The sequence below is a fragment of the Vitreimonas flagellata genome (genome assembly GCF_004634425.1).
GTDB classification, from domain to species: Bacteria; Pseudomonadota; Alphaproteobacteria; order Caulobacterales; family Aquidulcibacteraceae; genus Vitreimonas; species Vitreimonas flagellata.
In genome coordinates, this window is record NZ_SBJL01000003.1 from 395,659 (window position 1) to 410,570 (window position 14,912).

Below are 14,912 nucleotides of genomic sequence, written 5' to 3' on the forward strand. Positions count from 1 at the left end.
GTGCGCGCGGGAGGACGCGAAACGCCGATGAAGCGGGCGCTCATCATATTGGCCGTGTTGATTGCGGCGGGCGCGCTCTACGTGGCCGCTTTTCTGGCCGTGAACCACCAGGTCTCGGCCGAAGCCTCCGATATTCGCCGCACACCGGGTGAAGCGCTGGATGAGGCGGACGACACGCTCGACATTCTGATCTGGAACGTCGGCTATGGCGGCTTGGGCGCCGATAGCGATTTCGTTTCGGACGGCGGCGAGCATTTGTTTCCGCCGTCGCGCCAAGCCGTGCGCGCGAACGTGGCCGGCATTGAATCGCTTCTGCTGAGCCAAGCCGACGCCGATGTTGTCGTCATGCAAGAGACGGCGCGCGGCGGGCCGGTAAATTATTGGATCGATGTGCGGGCGCGGGCCGAACACGCGCTGCGCGATCGCGACAACACGTTCTTCTCGGATTTCAAAACGCGCCTATTGCCGTGGCCGCTGCATCTCGAGCATGGGCAGGCGCTCTATGCGCGTGTCGCCGTGCAGGGCGCGGACATTGTCGCGCTGCCGGCGGAGGATAGCGGCTTCCTCGGCGTGCGACGGCGCTACGCGTCGCCGCTGATCCGGCTGGCGGGAGATGAGAATTGGACCATCGCCAGCGTGCATCTCGCGGCGTTCGACGAAGATGCTGTGGTGCGGACGCGGCAATTGCGCGAGCTGATGGCATGGGCGCAAGGGGAATATGAGGGCGGGCGGCGCGTCGTGATTGGCGGCGACTGGAATTTCCAACTGGCCCAGACGGATTTCCCGCACACGACCGATCAGCGCTTCCTGTTTTGGCTTTTCCCTTTCCCGCAAGACGCGCTGCCGCCCGGCTGGCGCATCGCGGCGGATGCGACGATCCCGAGCGTGCGGACCAATCACAAGCCGTACGTGGCGGGGGAGAATTACGTGACGACGATTGACGGCTTCGTCGTTTCGCCAAATGTCGCGGTCGAAAGTGTGCGTGGCTTTGACCTTGGCTTCGAACACACGGATCACCAGCCGGTGCGCTTGCGCGTGCGGGCCATTGAAGGGGCGGGCGAATGAGCAAGCGTGTATGGACACGGCGCGGCGCGCTGGCGGCGGTGGCGACGGCGGGTGCAACGGCTGCATGTGGGTCGCCGAATGTCGAGACGCCGGCCTATGAGGGTGAGGTCGCGTTCAACCACGGCGTCGCTTCGGGCGATCCGAAAAGCGATCGCGTCGTGATCTGGACGCGGGTGACGCCGTCGAACGCGGGCGCTGTGCCGGTGCGCTGGATCGTGGCGCGCAATCGCGAGCTGACGGATGTGGTGAAGACGGGCGTCGTCGAGACCAGCGAAGCACGCGACTACACGGTGAAGGCGGATGTGACGGGCCTCCGCGCTGGTGCGCCATATTTTTACGGCTTTCGCGCAGGCGCCGCATCGAGCGCCGTGGGGCGCACGAAGACGCTGCCGCGCGGCAGTTTGGCGGAGCTGAAGCTTGCGGTGCTGTCCTGCGCGTCGTTCTCGCACGGCTTCTTCAACGCCTATGGCGCGCTGGCTGCGCGTGACGATGTCGACGTCGTCCTGCATCTGGGCGATTACATCTACGAATACGGCCTCTCCGGCTATGGCGGCGACACCGCGATCCAGCTTGGCCGAGTGCCGTCGCCGGAAGTGGAGCTGACGCGCATCGAGGATTATCGCGCCCGCCACGCGCAATACAAAACCGAAGCCGAATTGCAGGCGGCGCATGCGATGGCGCCGTGGATCGTGGTGTGGGACGATCATGAGACGGCGAATGACTCGTTTTCGACAGGTGCGCAGAATCACCAGCCCAACGAAGGCGAATGGGCCAATCGCAAGCGCGCGGCGTTGCAGGCGTATTACGAATGGATGCCGATCCGCGATCCGGAGCCCGGCCGCGCGTTCGAGGCGATCAATCGCTCGTTCCAGTTTGGCGATCTGGCGACGTTGGTGATGGTCGAAACGCGTTTGCTCGCGCGCACGCAGCAATTCGACTACGCGACGCAAATGCCGATCGAGATGCAGCGCTGGAATTTCAGCAATCCGGCTGCGCCCGTTGCGCTGCGCGAGCATGAGGCGGATGTGCCGGCGATGCAGCGCTTGCCGGCGATCTACGAAAATGTCGGTGATGAATTGCGTCCGGTGCTGGATTGGCGGCGTGCGCAGGGCCTGATCTCTGCTGTGCCAAATTTGCCGAACGGCTTCTTCATCGCGCCCGATCTTGAGACGTTGAACACAGCGCTCTCCGCGCCCGATCGTGCGCTCTTGGGCGAAACACAGGAGCAATGGCTGTCGAGTGAGCTGGCTGGGTCGGCGCAAGGCGGCACGACCTGGCAAGTGCTGGGCAACCAGGTGCTGGTGGCGCCGCTGACGGCGCCTGATCTTTCCGCGACGCCGCCGACGTTGGCGCAAGCGTTGGAGCGCTTGAGCCCCGGCGTCACGCAATTGCTGAAGCTCACGCGCTTCCCGCTGCCGCTGAATGTCGATGCGTGGGACGGCTATCCAGCGGTGCGCGCGCGCCTGTTGCAATCGATCCGCGCGGCCAGCGGCAATGCGCTGATTCTTACCGGCGACACGCATATCGCCTGGGCGAACGAAGTCGCGGACGAGCAGGGCCGTGTTGCCGTTGAGTTTGGCACGACGTCGGTGACGTCGCCAAGCGAGGCGGCGTATTTCGCACCGTTCGGCGTGGATTTCGCAGCGGGCGTGCGCGCGCGCAATCCGCACATCAAATTCACGGATCCCGAGCATCATGGCTTCTTGCTGCTGACGCTCTCGAAGCAGCAGGCGCTGGCCGAATTCTTCGCCGTTTCCACCATCCTCTCGAAGACTTACGAGACGACGCGCGTGGCGGCGTTCAATGTCGCGCCGGAAGACGGCCCCGCCGTTGGCGCGATTACGCCTGTGACTTAAGCGGCGCGCCGCTTCGCGTCTTCGCGCTTTGGCGGTTCGACGCGATCGACCTGGATCGCGCGCATCAGCATGCCGTGCACGAATAGATTGGACGCATTCGTGTCGCGTCCGGAATGTTGCGCGTAGGAGCGCAATGCTTCGGCGAGGGCCAGGAATTGATCTGCGTTCATGGCGCGCATGGTTCGCGGATTCGGCGACGGCATCGTGACTCGTCTGAGTCACAAATGTGACCTTACGTTTTTTCACCTCCGAGGCGGTTCACGTTGGCGCGTCGTGCGGGCCCGAATGCCGCCAATTCCTCGGTTTCCTTACCATTCAGCCAATCTTCGGCGATGGCGCCAAACATCGGCGCGAATTTGAAGCCGTGCCCGGAGCAGGCTGAGAACAGCAGAACGCGCTCGTTGATGCGGCTCGGCGTGATGAGAAAGTGCTCATCGGGCGTGACGGTGTAGAGGCAGCGCGCCATGCGCACGGGTTCGGGATTGTGTGTGGGCAGAAGCACGCGCGCTTGTTCGCTGAGGAGTGCTGCGTCTTGCGCATCGGGTTCGCGCACATCGTCCGGATCAGTGGCGCCGCCGATCGCATGCAGACCGACCTTATAAAGACCGCGCGGCGCGGGCATGCCATAGACGCCTTCATCGTTGTCGGCGCAGATCACCGGCGCCATGCGCGGGTTCGGTGATTCAAACCAGCCGACGACACGGCGCTTCACCGCAAGCTTGCCGGCAAATTCCGGCAGCAGTTTTCGCGCCCAGCCGCCGGCGGCGACAATCACCACATCGAACGCGCGCGCTTCATCGTTGATCTTCAACGAAAGCCCGTCGATCGGCGCTTCGATGCGTGCGTTGAAGTGAAGCTTCGCGCCCCAGCGCGGCGCTTGCTTCAAGAGAAACGCGCGCACCGCGTCGGCGGCGATGACACCAGCATCTTCCTGGCGAAACACATCCCATTCATAGGGCATGGCGATGTAGCCGCGCGTCATCGCGTGGACGGCGTCGCCGCGCATGATGGCGGCGGGCGTGTGGCTGAGGTGTTGGCTTGCGGCCACGAAGGGCGAGCCGCGGGGGCCGGCCATCAAGCCGCCGGTCCACTCGATGAAAGGGCGCCCCGCCAAACCTTCCCAGGTGCGCCACATCTCTTGGGCGCGGCGCGCAAGCTTTACATAGATTTCGCCTTCGCCGGGCGTCAGCCGCATGATGCGTGTGTCGCCGTGCGAGGAGCCGTTCGTGTGCATTGGCTCGAATTGGTCGAAGCCAGATACGTCGTGGCCGGCGAGCGCAAAGCGCGCGCAGATGCTCAAACCAGCAATGCCAAGACCGACCACGGCGATGCGCATGTCCCCCTCTACGCAGGTTTGCCACGCACCCGCAACATCGATCACGTCCGGGTGAAGCGATGTACTTCTGGTTGCCGCCAGTCTGCGCGCGGGCTTAGCGTTTTGGCAGGGCAATAGGGGAGGGGCTTATGTTTCGCGGCATATTGGTCGGTGCGGCCCTGGCGTTGATGGGCGTGGGGCCGGCCTTTGCACAGGAAGAAGAGATCGTCGTTACGGCGACGCGCTATCGCGAGGCGTATGAGAATTTCAGTGTGCCGCACGTGTCGCTGGTGCGCCGCGCGGATTTCGCCGTGCAACAGATCACGATCGGCTCGGACACGCGCGAAGCGGCGCAACGCACCGCCGAATTGCGCCAAGCCTTGCAGAGCCTGACGCGCTACGCGGACCGCAACGCACGTATCTCAGTGGCGTTGATCGAGGAGGATTCCGACGAATCCGGGCAAGCGCGCGTGGTGGCGTTCAACGTCGATAAAGCGATGGAATCTCTGCGCGGTGGTCCCCGGCCGGACACATCCTATGTGACGATCACGGTGCGCACGCGCGTCGCTGCTGGCGATGATCGCGACGCGGTGCGCGAGCGGTTTACGCAATTCGTGACCAACATTCCGCGGCCGGGGCGGGTTGAGGTGTCGTTCGGCGAGATGCAGCTCACCTTGAATGATCCGCAACAATATCGCCCGTCGCTGATCGCCGCGATCGCGGGCGACGCCTCGCAAATCTCGAATGCGCTGGGCAACGGCTACGGCGCGCGGCTTGAAGGTCTGGAAAACCCGATCGCATGGCGCCGCGCCGGCGATTTGGACCTTCGCCTGTTCATCCCGTATCGCATGGTGATCCTGCCGCGTGAGGCGGGTTAGGGCGCAAGCAAAAGGGCGCGACTTGCATCGCGCCCTTTGAGAAATTCCTATTGGGTGGCCTCACCCATACCCCGCCAGCTTCAGGAAGCGGTTGCGGAGTTCGACATTCTCTTTGAACTCGCCGGTGAATTGGGTGGTGACGGTGGTGACGTCCTTGTGGTGGACGCCGCGCGTGCTCATGCACTGGTGTTCGGCGTCGATCAGCACAGCCACGCCGCGCGGCTTCAACGTGTGCTCGATCGCTTCGGCGATCTGGATGGTCATCGTCTCTTGCGTCTGCAGGCGCTTGGCAAAGATTTCGACCACGCGCGCGATCTTGGAAATGCCGACCACGGCTTCGGTCGGCAGATACGCGACATAGGCCTTGCCGAGGAACGGCGCGATGTGGTGCTCACAATGGCTCTCCACGTCGATCTTCTTCAGCATGACGATGTCGTCATAGCCGCCGACGTCTTCGAACACGCGGTTGAGTTCGGTGGTGGGGTCCTGGTCGTAACCGCCGAACCATTCGCGATAGGCTTCGATGACGCGCTTGGGGGTGTCCTTCAGGCCCTCACGGTCCGGGTCGTCGCCGGCCCAGGCGATCAAGGTGCGCACCGCTTCCATCGCCGCTTCGCGCGACGGACGCTTTTGCGCAGCCTCGGCGGGCGTACGCCATTTCAAAATTTCACTCATGAGGAGGTCTTAAGTCCTTAGTCTGAGGGACGGAGGTCGAGCCGGGAGGGTTCTGCTGATGGTACGCACCAGACGGACACCCGGACTTAACGCCCGCCCGAAATTCACCTCAGGCGACGGAGCCCTGAAACTTGGCCCCGATGGGATATGGAGTGTAGCACGGCCCGCCGCTAGAACCCAAATCATGCAAATTACGCTGACCAATACGCTCACGCGGCGCAAAGAGCCGTTTACCCCCGCTGATCCAAGCCGGGTGACGCTCTATGTCTGCGGGCCCACGGTCTATTCCTACGCGCACATCGGCAATGCCCGCCCGCCTGTCGTGTTCGATGTGCTCTTCCGCCTTCTGCGGTTGACCTATGGTGAACGTGCGGTGATCTACGCCCGCAATTACACCGACATCGACGATCGCATCATTGCTGCGGCGATGGCCGGCAACGTGCCGATCGAAGAGATCACGCGGAAGTTCGAGCGCATCTACGAAGAGGACACGCGCGCGCTTGGCGTGCTGAGCCCGACGCTGACGCCGCGCGCGACGGCGCACGTCGATGACATGATTGCGCTGATCGAGCAGCTCTTGGCGAAGGGCGCGGCGTATCGGGCCGAGACCGGCGTCTATTTCTCCGTCGGCGCCGACGGAGATTACGGCAAGCTCTCGGGACGCTCGCAAGACGAGCTGAAAGCCGGCGCGCGCGTCGAAGGCGAGGACGATAAGCGTCACCCTTCCGACTTCGCGTTGTGGAAGACGGCGAAGCCGGGTGAGCCGTCTTGGGAGGCGTCGTTCGGCGCGGGACGACCGGGTTGGCATATCGAATGCTCGGCGATGATCGAAAGCGAGTTGGGTTCGCCGATCGACATTCATGGCGGCGGCATCGATCTCATCTTCCCGCATCACGAAAACGAAATCGCGCAGAGTGAAACCGCACATGGCCATGCGCTGGCGCGCGTGTGGATGCACAACGGCTTCCTGACGATGGACAAGGAGAAGATGTCCAAATCGGTCGGCAACATTATCACGCCGCGCGAATTGCTGGAGCAAGGCTGGCAGGGCGAGACGATCCGGTGGGCCCTGCTCAGCGCGCATTATCGCGCACCGCTCGATTGGAGCGATGATCTCTTGAAGCAAGCGCAAGCGAGCTTGGATCGTTTGTATGGCGCCGTACTTCGCTTGAAGGATGTGACTGCGGCTGAGGCGGCTGCGCCGTCAGCGTTTGTCGAAGCGCTTGCGGATGATCTCAACACGCCGGCCGCGATCGCCGAGCTTTCAGCGCTGGCGACGGCGGCGAACATCGCCAAGAAGCCCGCTGATCAAGCGAAGGCCAAGGGCGAGCTGTTGGCGGCCGCGCATCTCATGGGCGTGCTCCGCGAAGATCCCGAGCATTGGTTCAGAGCCTCGTTCGGCGAGCAGGCGGTCGAGATCGATCGCCTCGTGGCCGAGCGAGTCGCGGCGCGGGTGGCGAAAAATTATCCCGAGAGCGACCGTTTGCGTGACGAACTTGCCGCACGCGGCGTCGAAGTGATGGATGGCCCCAGCGGTTCGACTTGGCGGCGGAAGGGCTAGGGGCTACCAAGGCCACGCAGAATCTGGGGAAATTGATGAAGCGCTTTTTCGTCGCCGCGTTTGTGCTTGTGGTCGCCGCCTGTACGCCGCAGCCGGATACGAGCGAGGCGGAAGCCGTCATTCGCGATCTCTACGCGACGGTGGAAGAGCATATCGGGCGCGTCTCGACGCCGCTCGATGCGATCCCGATGACGGATGAATTGGCGAGCCTGACCTCGCGCGCGCAGGTCGCAGCACTGGCGCGCAACGAGCCGTTCATCGAAGGCGACATCGCCGCCAATTGTCAAGATTGCACCAGCATCAGCGGTCTCGAAGTCGGCCCGCAAACTGGCCCGGAGCCTGTGCCGGCGGCGGAAGGCCATGTAATGTTGGAGGCGCGCTTCACGCTCAACGGCAACGAGCCGCGCGCGGTGTTGTACGACATGGTGGAGACGCCGCAGGGCTGGCGCATCGACAACATTCTCACCGATGGCTTCAATTTGCGCACCGAAGCGCAATCGTATCTCGACGATAGCGCCGAGCCAGCGGACGAAACCCCGGCGCCTTAAGCGCGCTTGCGTTTGCCGCGCGTCCAGACGACGCCCGGAAAGCCTTTGAGGGCGGAGAGTGCTTCGCCCTGATAGGTCCATTCCTGCATATGATCGATGCCGATGTGATAGCGCGGTTCGCGGCCTGTGCCGCTTGAGATGAGCGCGCGCGGCACGTTAATCATTTGCGGCGCGTGTGCGCGTTCATACGCGATGGGCGTGCCGCATTGACTGCAGAAGCTGCGCACGTGGCCTGTCTCTGGCTCTGTGAAGCGCGAGATTTCATCCTCGCCCTTCGTGATGCCAAAGCGGCTGCGATAACAGCCGACATAGGTGGCGTAAGCGGCGCCGTGGGCGCGGCGTGAATTGGCAGTGTGGTCATGCCAAGCCCAGCGCGCCGGCACGCCGATCTCGAACTGCACCGCGCCGCACAGGCATTGGCCCGCTGCGCGGCTGGGGCCGCGGCGTTTCTCGGCGGCTTTGGCTGGTTTCACGCGTCTGCTCCCTCGTGGGTCGGTTTATGGCGGGCTGAGCTGGGCGTCGCGCCTTGAAGATGGCGCCCGAGGTGACTAAGCCCGTCAGCCTGGGGACAAGGAATTTTCATGCGCGTTCTGATATTTGCGGCGCTCGTAGCGCTGGCGGCTTGTGCGACCGGCGGGGGCGAAAGCTCCAGTGATCAAGGCCGCAATGGCGATTTCCCGTTCCCGGTTGAGCGCGGCTCGGCCTTGCCGCCGCCGACGGGCGCTGGCGCCAGTCAAAGCGCGCCACCGCAGGGCGCGGGCGCCGGCGGGCTCGATTTCGGCCAATGGCGCGCAGCGGACCCCGTAGTGTACGCGCCTGCGTTCCAAACCCGCGTGCGCGAGCGTTTCGCTGGGCGCGATCGCGCCGCGATTAAGACGGATCTCGAAGCCAATGGGTTCCGTTGCGAAGATGGCGACCGCCTCGATTGCCGCATCGAGATTATGGAACAGCAGTGCGCTGTGGATTGGTATGTCGTATTAGAGCGCAACCGGGCCGAGCCAATCGCGGGCTTCGACCGCATGTGCCTCGGCGCAAGATAAGAACACGCGCCACATAGTTGGCCAAAGGGATGGAATGAGATGAAGCGTTTTGCGATCGCTGCGGCGTTGATGCTGGCTTTGGCTGCCTGTGAGACGACATCCGTGGGCGGTGTGTCGACGCCGTCTGGCCCGGCGAGCATTCCATCCTCGCCGCTGGAGCTGGGCGATTGGCGCAACGCAACGCCGGCTGCGACGCTTGCAGCGTTCGAACGCAATGTCGCGAGCCGCTATGGCGCGGGCTTGGAGCTGAGCGCGGTGTCGGGCGATCTGCGTCGCCAGGATTTCAATTGCGCGGCGGGTCCGCAGAACGGGCGCGGCGATCCGCCGGAGCAAGTCTGCCGTCGCACCACCAGCGCAAGCGGCTGCACGCACACATGGCAGGTCCATCTCTTCGATGAAGGCGGCAATGGCCGCTTGGCGCGTACGCGCGGGCTCTATGATCGCCGCTGCGGCAGCGATGGTCTGCTCGGCGGTCCTGGCCGCTAATTACGGATGCGGATGCGCCTCTGTCGGTGCGGTGTTGAGATAGCTCGCGACATCCGGCGGCTCGAGCGTGAGCATCGGCGCGAGGCGCCAATTCAGGATTACGTACTTTTCGCGCAGGCGCTCGAACGCTTCGCGGCCAGTGATGACCGCGCGCGGCGCAGCGGGGCCCATCACTTCGGCGAGGCGCGCGGCTGAGGTGAACACGAAGCCGGCTTGGCGGCCTTCGCCGAGCGCCAGCAGGCGCGGCGGCGCGTCGTCGAGATTGGATTGCAGCGCGAGCGCGACTTGGCTGTCGAGCAGCAGGCGGCGGAATTCGGGACGCGCTTCTTCGTCGTGCAGCGCCGCGATAAAGGCGCGCTCAAGATCGTTGGCGGGCTCGATTTGGCGCGGGCCGGTGTTGGCGGGCGGGCGTGCGGGCGTCGTGCCGCTGGGCTGTTGCTGCGCCCAGGCCAACACGGGCCAAGCCACGCCAGCACTCGCGGCGATCAGGAATGAACGTCGTTGCATCGGGGCAGCCTCCGTGGGCTTTGCATCGCCGTCAAGGAAGGCCACATAAAGGCGGATGGAAGACCTCTACCACCCCCGGATTTTGGAACTGGCCGCCGACATGCCCCATGTCGGCCGGTTGGAAGCGCCGGATGGCGCGTCGACCAAGGTCAGCCGCGTCTGCGGCTCGGTCGTGACGGTAGAACTCAAGCTGAAAGATGGTGTGGTGAGCGAGATCGCCGTGCACCCGAAGGCCTGCGCTTTGGGACAGGCGGCGACCGGCGTGCTGGCGATGCACGCAATTGGGGCGAGTCCGCAGGAAATTCGCGAAGCGCGCGACGGCTTGCGCGCGATGCTGAAAGAGGGCGCACCTCCGCCGCAAGGCCGCTTCTGGGAACTCCGGCATTTGGAAGGCGTGCGCGAATATCCGCCGCGCCATACCAGCACGATGCTGGCGTTCGAAGCCGCTGTTGAAGCTTTGGATCAAGCCGCGCGCGCGAAGGCCAGCTGAGATGGCGCGCTGGGGGATTCTCGCTTCTGTCTTGGTGTTGTGGGCCTGCGCAAGTGCGCCGGTGCGTGCGCCGTTGGATGTGAACGCGTTGATCGCAGACGCGCCGGCTTATGTGAGCGCGCGCTACGCGCCGCGTGACTTGCCGGCGGCGTTGGTGAGCGATCTCGGCGCGGCAGGCTTTGAGTGTGTGCATCACGCAACGATGAGCGAGTGCTCCAAGACGCAACAAGCGTTTGCGTCGTGCTTCGATATTTCGATCGTGCGGATTTCGGCGCATGCGCCTGTGTATGCAGAGCGCATGCGCCGCTGCTTGGGCGTGCGGCCGGGCTGATGCATATTCGCGCTGCGACGGACGCCGACGCCAATGCGATCTGGGCGATCCTTGAGCCGATCATCCGCGAAGGCGAGACACTGACTTTGCCGCGCGACATGAGCCGGGAGGCGGCGCTCGCCTATTGGTGTGCGCCGGCGCATGAGCTGAGCGTGGCGGAGCGCGATGGCGCTGTGCTCGGCGTTTCATATTTGCGCGCAAATCAGCAGGGGCCGGGCGCGCACGTGGCGAACGCCGGCTACGCGACGGCGCCGCAAGCGCGCGGGCAAGGCGTGGCGCGCGCGTTGCTGCTGCATACGCTGGAACGGGCGAAGGCGCGCGGGTTTCGGGCGATGCAGTTTAACATCGTGATTTCGACTAACGAGCGCGCGGTGAAAACCTGGGTGGCGCATGGGTTCGAGATCGTGGGGTGTTTGCCGGGCGCGTTTGAACATCCGCGCTTGGGCTTCGTCGATGCGCTGGTGATGTATCGCGCGCTTTGAGCTAGGCTCGTGTGCATGTCTGCATCACCGCCCCTGAGGCATCCGGATGGCAAAGCGCTGCGCAAGGCGGCGTTGGCGTATCCCGACACGGTCGAGGATTTTCCTTGGGGCCATAGCGCGTTCAAGGTCGGCGGCAAGAAGGTGTTTATGTTCATGGGCGGCGACGAAGACGGCGGCTTTTCGTGCTCGATGAAGCTGCCGTTTCGCAATGAGGAAGCGCTCAAAGTGAAGGGCGCGAAGCCGACAGAATATGGCTTGGGCCGCGCGGGTTGGGTGACGTTCCAGTTTAGCGCCAAGGCCAAGCCGCCGATGGCGAAACTGACGGATTGGCTGGATGAGAGCTGGCGTGCGGTAGCGCCGAAGAAGCTCTCCGCCGCGTATGCGCCGCCGGCGCCGCCGAAGAAGCGGAAGGTGAGCTGACGTCCATAATTCACTTGGCCCTCCAGGGCGCGGGCGCTAGCGTCCGGGCCGCGCGTGGGGCGTTAGGGGAATTTCGATGCTCAGACTGGTTTTGCTGCTTTTGGTTGTCGCGGGCGTCGCTGGCTATTTCACCAAGCCCGACGAGCCGGCCATGCGCGCCGCCGCCGAGCAGGTGCTGAACGACCCGCAGAACATCTCCGAAGGCTTCGAGACGATCGGCGCGGCGTTCGCCGGCACGAATGCGTATTCGGATTATTACGTCGCCTCGAAATATGTCGTCTCGATCGGCGATCGCCCGATCGTCGAGTGCTGGGGCGCGTTCACACAAGCGCAATGCAAGCGCGTCGAAGCGCCGGCTGAAGCAGCGCAATAGGGCGCTACGAGTGTCCCGGTGAGATGGCTCCTCTCTGTATTGTTGTTTGTGGTGGCGTCATGCGCAGAGCGTGAGACGACCTACTACCACATCTATTCAACGAACGCGGCTGAGGCTGATGGGGACGCGTGGACTGAAGCTCTTATTGGGCTGTTCCAACATTATACCGACGGCGCATGTGGCGACGAGATGCCGATCATTGAGGACTTCAACATCTACACGCCGTCGTGTGGGCTAAGCGAGGAACAGCTCGCTGAGGAATTGGCGTTTCTGCCGCCGGGGAGCTGGGCGATTTCGATCGTCCGACAGTCCGTTTATGCTCGGACCATAGAACGCAGCGAGCGAATGGTTTTGCGGCGACACTGACTTGCTCTTGGTTGAGCCCTTGGGGCGAACCATGTTATAGGCGACTTATGCAACGGCTCACGTCCACCACGACGACTACTTATTAAAGCCGGCGGCGCGGGATCGGGCGCGCCGTAGCGGCGGCGTTGCGCCCCGGTCAGATCAACCGAAAACCTGTTTTTGTGATGTCGCCGAGCTTACCAGCACGGGGCCTTTTGGGCCTTATCCAGCTCTATAAATGGACGCTCTCGCCCCTGATCGGGCGCGATTGCCGCTATTTGCCGACCTGCTCGTCTTATGCGGCGGATGCGATCCGCAAGCATGGCGCGTGGGCGGGGAGCTGGATGGCGACGGCGCGGCTCTGCCGGTGTCAGCCCTGGGGCGGGCACGGCTGGGATCCTGCACCGGAGCAAAAGCCGCGCGCCGCATGGTACGCCCCGTGGCGGCTAGGGGATTGGAAAGGCGGCTATCGCGCGCCGCCACACAACAACGACGAATCCGATAAGAGCACATCATGAGTATTTCTCTGCAATTTCCCGATGGCGCCGTGCGTGAGTACGAGGATGGCGCAACGCCGCTTGCTGTGGCCGAGGGCATTTCCAAGGGCCTGGCGAAGAAGGTGGTCGCCGCCAAGATCGATGGCGCGTGGTGGGATTTGACGCGACCGCTCGAAGGCGGCGGTAAAATCGAACTCGTCATGCGCGATAGCGCTGATGGGTTGGAAGTGTTGCGTCACGATGCGGCGCACGTTTTGGCGCAGGCGGTGCAGGAGTTGTTTCCCGGCACGCAAGTGACGTTCGGCCCGGTGACGGAGGACGGCTTCTATTACGATTTCGCGCGCGACGAGCCGTTCTCGACGGACGATTTCCAGAAGATCGAAAAGCGCATGCGCGAGATCGTGGATGCGGACCTGCCGATCATTCGCAAGGTCTGGGAGAAGGACGCCGCGATCGCGCACTTCCGCTCCATCGGCGAAATCTACAAGGCCGAGACGATCGATGAAGTGATCAAGCCGGGCGAGCCGATCACGATCTATTCGCATGGCGATAAATGGGGCGATCTCTGCCGCGGGCCGCACCTGCCGAGCACGGGTCGGTTGGGCAAAGCCTTCAAGCTGATGAAGCTTGCGGGCGCCTATTGGCGTGGCGATCAGAAGAACCAACAGCTGCAACGCATCTACGGAACGGCCTGGGCCGATGAGAAGCAGCTTGAGGAGTATCTGAAGCGCCTCGAGGAAGCCGAGAAGCGCGACCACCGCAAACTCGGCCGCCAGATGGATCTCTTCCATATGCAGGAAGAGGGACGCGGCATGGTGTTCTGGCACGAGAAGGGCCTGACGCTGTGGCGCACGATCGAAGCCTATATGCGTCGCCGCTTGGAGAAAGCGGGGTACGTCGAAGTGCGCACGCCGCAAGTGCTCGACCGCGTGTTCTGGGAAAAATCAGGCCACTGGGACAAGTATCGACCGAACATGTTCGTGTGCGAGACGGTGGAAGGCGAAACGCTGTCGCTGAAGCCGATGAATTGCCCTGGCCACGTGCAGATCTTCAAGTTCGGGCAGAAGAGCTATCGCGATCTGCCGCTGCGCATGGCCGAGTTCGGCGCGTGCCATCGCTACGAGCCGTCAGGCTCGCTGCACGGCCTGATGCGCGTGCGCGCGTTCACGCAGGACGACGCGCACATCTTCTGCCGTGAAGACCAGATCGAAGAAGAGACGACGCGCTTCATCCAGCTTGCCGCATCGATTCACGCCGATTTCGGCATGGCGAGCGATAAGATCGCGTTGGCGACGCGCCCAGAAATGCGCGTCGGCACGGATGAATTCTGGGACAAAGCCGAAGCGCAAATGCTGAACGCTGCGCGCGCGGCGGGCGTGGAGCCGGTCATCGCGGAAGGCGACGGCGCGTTCTATGCGCCGAAGCTCGACTTCTCGGTGAAGGACGCGATCGGCCGCGAATGGACGATCGGCACGATCCAGCTCGATTACCAGCTGCCGGATCGGCTCGATGCGGAATATGTCGGCGAAGACGGCGCCAAGCATCGCCCGGTGATGTTGCACCGTGCGATCTTGGGCTCGCTTGAGCGCTTCATCGGCATTCTGATCGAGAACGTCGCGGGCGCGTTTCCGCTTTGGCTGGCGCCGACGCAGGTCGTGGTGGCGACGATTACGTCTGACGCCGATGGCTACGCGCAGGACGTCGCGGCGGCGATGAAGCAGGCGGGGCTGCGCGTGGAGCTCGATCTGCGCAACGAAAAAGTCGGCTACAAAATCCGTGAGCATTCGCTGGCGAAGATCCCAGTGATCGCTGTAGTCGGCCGCAAGGAGGCGGAGGAGCGCAAGGTCGCGCTGCGTCGCTTCGGCAGCCAGGATCAGAGCGTGCTCGGTCTGGATGAAGCGCTGGCCGCACTCGCCGATGAGGCGACGCCGCCGGATTTGAAGCGGGCGTAAGAATCGGGCCGTTGGCGTAAGCGAACGGCCCGAATTCGCTAAATCAGCTGTAACATCCGCGTGTTGTCCAGACTCGGACACACGCGACCCT

19 protein-coding genes are annotated in these 14,912 nt (G+C 63.6%); 14 read left to right on the plus strand and 5 right to left on the minus strand.

Going from position 1 to position 14,912, the window contains the following annotated elements; translation table 11 throughout:
• The first annotated feature begins 27 nt into the window (after positions 1-27).
• Together EPJ54_RS14795 and EPJ54_RS14800 are read left to right on the plus strand one after the other, a co-directional pair.
• Positions 28-1,065, plus strand: a complete 1,038-nt coding sequence (locus EPJ54_RS14795) for an endonuclease/exonuclease/phosphatase family protein (RefSeq protein ID WP_135212502.1) — start codon at positions 28-30, stop codon at positions 1,063-1,065.
• A complete protein-coding gene (locus EPJ54_RS14800) occupies positions 1,062-2,921 on the plus strand; it encodes an alkaline phosphatase D family protein (RefSeq protein ID WP_135212503.1) in 1,860 nt (619 codons plus the stop codon). Before EPJ54_RS14795 ends, EPJ54_RS14800 begins: the two co-directional genes overlap by 4 nt.
• Here the strand turns inward: EPJ54_RS14800 and EPJ54_RS14805 are convergent.
• Positions 2,918-3,124 (minus strand): hypothetical protein, encoded by a 207-nt coding sequence (locus EPJ54_RS14805; protein WP_135212504.1) that lies wholly within the window; start codon positions 3,122-3,124, stop codon positions 2,918-2,920. The two genes, EPJ54_RS14800 and EPJ54_RS14805, sit on opposite strands and share 4 nt — an antisense overlap.
• A 29-nt stretch (positions 3,125-3,153) precedes the next feature.
• The gene (locus EPJ54_RS14810; RefSeq protein WP_135212505.1) at positions 3,154-4,257 is read right to left on the minus strand and encodes an FAD-dependent oxidoreductase; all 1,104 of its coding nucleotides are present in this window, start codon (positions 4,255-4,257) and stop codon (positions 3,154-3,156) included.
• Between the two features lie 128 nt (positions 4,258-4,385).
• Here EPJ54_RS14810 and EPJ54_RS14815 point away from each other — a divergent pair, with 128 nt between their 5' ends.
• Positions 4,386-5,114, plus strand: coding sequence for a hypothetical protein (locus EPJ54_RS14815; RefSeq protein ID WP_135212506.1), 729 nt, complete (start codon positions 4,386-4,388; stop codon positions 5,112-5,114).
• Positions 5,115-5,174: 60 nt separating this feature from the next.
• Here the strand turns inward: EPJ54_RS14815 and folE are convergent, their stop codons facing one another.
• Positions 5,175-5,789, minus strand: a complete 615-nt coding sequence (gene folE, locus EPJ54_RS14820; protein WP_135212507.1) for a GTP cyclohydrolase I FolE — start codon at positions 5,787-5,789, stop codon at positions 5,175-5,177.
• Positions 5,790-5,973: 184 nt separating this feature from the next.
• Between folE and cysS the strand changes: the two genes are divergently transcribed.
• On the plus strand, positions 5,974-7,350 hold the full coding sequence (gene cysS / locus EPJ54_RS14825) for a cysteine--tRNA ligase (protein WP_135212508.1): 1,377 nt from the start codon (positions 5,974-5,976) through the stop codon (positions 7,348-7,350).
• A 35-nt stretch (positions 7,351-7,385) separates the two neighbouring features.
• Positions 7,386-7,898 carry a hypothetical protein gene (locus EPJ54_RS14830; protein ID WP_135212509.1) on the plus strand — a complete coding sequence of 171 codons (513 nt, stop codon included), beginning with the start codon at positions 7,386-7,388 and terminating at the stop codon, positions 7,896-7,898.
• Here the strand turns inward: EPJ54_RS14830 and EPJ54_RS14835 are convergent.
• Complete coding sequence (locus EPJ54_RS14835; RefSeq protein WP_135212510.1) at positions 7,895-8,371, minus strand: GFA family protein; 477 nt, start codon at positions 8,369-8,371, stop codon at positions 7,895-7,897. The two genes, EPJ54_RS14830 and EPJ54_RS14835, sit on opposite strands and share 4 nt — an antisense overlap.
• Positions 8,372-8,479: 108 nt before the next feature.
• Here EPJ54_RS14835 and EPJ54_RS14840 point away from each other — a divergent pair, with 108 nt between their 5' ends.
• Together EPJ54_RS14840 and EPJ54_RS14845 are read left to right on the plus strand one after the other, a co-directional pair.
• Positions 8,480-8,938: a hypothetical protein gene (locus EPJ54_RS14840; protein ID WP_135212511.1), complete on the plus strand. Its 459-nt coding sequence runs from the start codon at positions 8,480-8,482 to the stop codon at positions 8,936-8,938.
• 39 nt (positions 8,939-8,977) lie between these two features.
• Positions 8,978-9,424: a hypothetical protein gene (locus EPJ54_RS14845; protein WP_135212512.1), complete on the plus strand. Its 447-nt coding sequence runs from the start codon at positions 8,978-8,980 to the stop codon at positions 9,422-9,424.
• On the opposite strand, the gene EPJ54_RS14850 is transcribed toward EPJ54_RS14845, so the two are convergent.
• Positions 9,425-9,931 (minus strand): SseB family protein, encoded by a 507-nt coding sequence (locus tag EPJ54_RS14850; protein ID WP_135212513.1) that lies wholly within the window; start codon positions 9,929-9,931, stop codon positions 9,425-9,427.
• A 55-nt stretch (positions 9,932-9,986) separates the two neighbouring features.
• Here EPJ54_RS14850 and EPJ54_RS14855 point away from each other — a divergent pair, with 55 nt between their 5' ends.
• The 7 genes from EPJ54_RS14855 to thrS all read left to right on the plus strand — a co-directional run bounded on the left by EPJ54_RS14855 (position 9,987) and on the right by thrS (position 14,821).
• The gene (locus tag EPJ54_RS14855; protein WP_135212514.1) at positions 9,987-10,421 is read left to right on the plus strand and encodes an iron-sulfur cluster assembly scaffold protein; all 435 of its coding nucleotides are present in this window, start codon (positions 9,987-9,989) and stop codon (positions 10,419-10,421) included.
• 1 nt (position 10,422) lies between these two features.
• Positions 10,423-10,752: a hypothetical protein gene (locus tag EPJ54_RS14860; protein ID WP_135212515.1), complete on the plus strand. Its 330-nt coding sequence runs from the start codon at positions 10,423-10,425 to the stop codon at positions 10,750-10,752.
• A complete protein-coding gene (locus EPJ54_RS14865) occupies positions 10,752-11,234 on the plus strand; it encodes a GNAT family N-acetyltransferase (protein ID WP_135212516.1) in 483 nt (160 codons plus the stop codon). Before EPJ54_RS14860 ends, EPJ54_RS14865 begins: the two co-directional genes overlap by 1 nt.
• Positions 11,235-11,249: 15 nt before the next feature.
• Complete coding sequence (locus EPJ54_RS14870; RefSeq protein ID WP_135212517.1) at positions 11,250-11,654, plus strand: MmcQ/YjbR family DNA-binding protein; 405 nt, start codon at positions 11,250-11,252, stop codon at positions 11,652-11,654.
• Positions 11,655-11,730: 76 nt separating this feature from the next.
• On the plus strand, positions 11,731-12,027 hold the full coding sequence (locus EPJ54_RS14875; RefSeq protein ID WP_135212518.1) for a hypothetical protein: 297 nt from the start codon (positions 11,731-11,733) through the stop codon (positions 12,025-12,027).
• A 560-nt stretch (positions 12,028-12,587) separates the two neighbouring features.
• A complete protein-coding gene (gene yidD, locus EPJ54_RS14880; RefSeq protein ID WP_239590955.1) occupies positions 12,588-12,890 on the plus strand; it encodes a membrane protein insertion efficiency factor YidD in 303 nt (100 codons plus the stop codon).
• Positions 12,887-14,821, plus strand: coding sequence for a threonine--tRNA ligase (gene thrS, locus EPJ54_RS14885; RefSeq protein ID WP_135212520.1), 1,935 nt, complete (start codon positions 12,887-12,889; stop codon positions 14,819-14,821). Before yidD ends, thrS begins: the two co-directional genes overlap by 4 nt.
• Positions 14,822-14,912: the final 91 nt, after the last annotated feature.

Bases quoted from the DNA above. Each gene is read 5' to 3' on its own strand.
- EPJ54_RS14830 (WP_135212509.1), top strand. From the start codon at position 7,386: ATGAAGCGCTTTTTCGTCGCCGCGTTTGTGCTTGTGGTCGCCGCCTGT.
- EPJ54_RS14860 (WP_135212515.1), top strand. From the start codon at position 10,423: ATGGCGCGCTGGGGGATTCTCGCTTCTGTCTTGGTGTTGTGGGCCTGC.
- EPJ54_RS14805 (WP_135212504.1), bottom strand. From the start codon at position 3,124: ATGCCGTCGCCGAATCCGCGAACCATGCGCGCCATGAACGCAGATCAA.
- folE (WP_135212507.1), bottom strand. From the start codon at position 5,789: ATGAGTGAAATTTTGAAATGGCGTACGCCCGCCGAGGCTGCGCAAAAG.
- EPJ54_RS14845 (WP_135212512.1), top strand. From the start codon at position 8,978: ATGAAGCGTTTTGCGATCGCTGCGGCGTTGATGCTGGCTTTGGCTGCC.
- EPJ54_RS14840 (WP_135212511.1), top strand. From the start codon at position 8,480: ATGCGCGTTCTGATATTTGCGGCGCTCGTAGCGCTGGCGGCTTGTGCG.
- EPJ54_RS14800 (WP_135212503.1), top strand. From the start codon at position 1,062: ATGAGCAAGCGTGTATGGACACGGCGCGGCGCGCTGGCGGCGGTGGCG.
- EPJ54_RS14855 (WP_135212514.1), top strand. From the start codon at position 9,987: ATGGAAGACCTCTACCACCCCCGGATTTTGGAACTGGCCGCCGACATG.
- EPJ54_RS14815 (WP_135212506.1), top strand. From the start codon at position 4,386: ATGTTTCGCGGCATATTGGTCGGTGCGGCCCTGGCGTTGATGGGCGTG.
- EPJ54_RS14850 (WP_135212513.1), bottom strand. From the start codon at position 9,931: ATGCAACGACGTTCATTCCTGATCGCCGCGAGTGCTGGCGTGGCTTGG.
- EPJ54_RS14870 (WP_135212517.1), top strand. From the start codon at position 11,250: ATGTCTGCATCACCGCCCCTGAGGCATCCGGATGGCAAAGCGCTGCGC.
- EPJ54_RS14875 (WP_135212518.1), top strand. From the start codon at position 11,731: ATGCTCAGACTGGTTTTGCTGCTTTTGGTTGTCGCGGGCGTCGCTGGC.
- thrS (WP_135212520.1), top strand. From the start codon at position 12,887: ATGAGTATTTCTCTGCAATTTCCCGATGGCGCCGTGCGTGAGTACGAG.
- EPJ54_RS14810 (WP_135212505.1), bottom strand. From the start codon at position 4,257: ATGCGCATCGCCGTGGTCGGTCTTGGCATTGCTGGTTTGAGCATCTGC.
- EPJ54_RS14865 (WP_135212516.1), top strand. From the start codon at position 10,752: ATGCATATTCGCGCTGCGACGGACGCCGACGCCAATGCGATCTGGGCG.
- cysS (WP_135212508.1), top strand. From the start codon at position 5,974: ATGCAAATTACGCTGACCAATACGCTCACGCGGCGCAAAGAGCCGTTT.
- EPJ54_RS14795 (WP_135212502.1), top strand. From the start codon at position 28: ATGAAGCGGGCGCTCATCATATTGGCCGTGTTGATTGCGGCGGGCGCG.